The organism is Halomonas marinisediminis (assembly GCF_004347715.1).
In the GTDB taxonomy this organism is placed as follows: Bacteria; Pseudomonadota; Gammaproteobacteria; order Pseudomonadales; family Halomonadaceae; genus Halomonas; species Halomonas icarae.
Map to the genome: position 1 here is coordinate 1 of NZ_SLTR01000101.1, position 346 is coordinate 346.

Below are 346 nucleotides of genomic sequence, written 5' to 3' on the forward strand. Positions count from 1 at the left end.
GGAGCGCAAGGCGCTCCTGCCGGCCGAGGTGCCGGACGAGGCGGGCCATGGGCTCTCTCGCGAGTGCGCGGCCGAGCCCCTGGGCGTGTCGCGCGACGAACTGACCGAGATGCTGCTGGATGGCCGCATGAAATACAGCTCGATCTTCAACTACCCGACCCTGACCTGGGCCGATATGGGGGCGGTCGGCTGGCTGGTCGATGGTGCGGCGATCATGAACCAGGTGCCGTTGCAGCGGACCTCCTTCGGGCCCTATGCCCGGGCGATGATCCGGATCTGCAAGGAGGAATCGTTCCACCAGCGGCAGGGCTATGACATCATGATGAAGATGGCCCGGGGCACGCCC

Annotated in this window: 1 protein-coding gene; it reads left to right on the forward strand. The window is 66.8% G+C overall.

Features of this window, described 5'->3' with window-relative positions; translation table 11 throughout:
• The coding region (locus E0702_RS15990) for a Phenylacetic acid catabolic protein (RefSeq protein WP_205741966.1) at positions 1 to 346 on the forward strand (346 nt) is incomplete at both ends.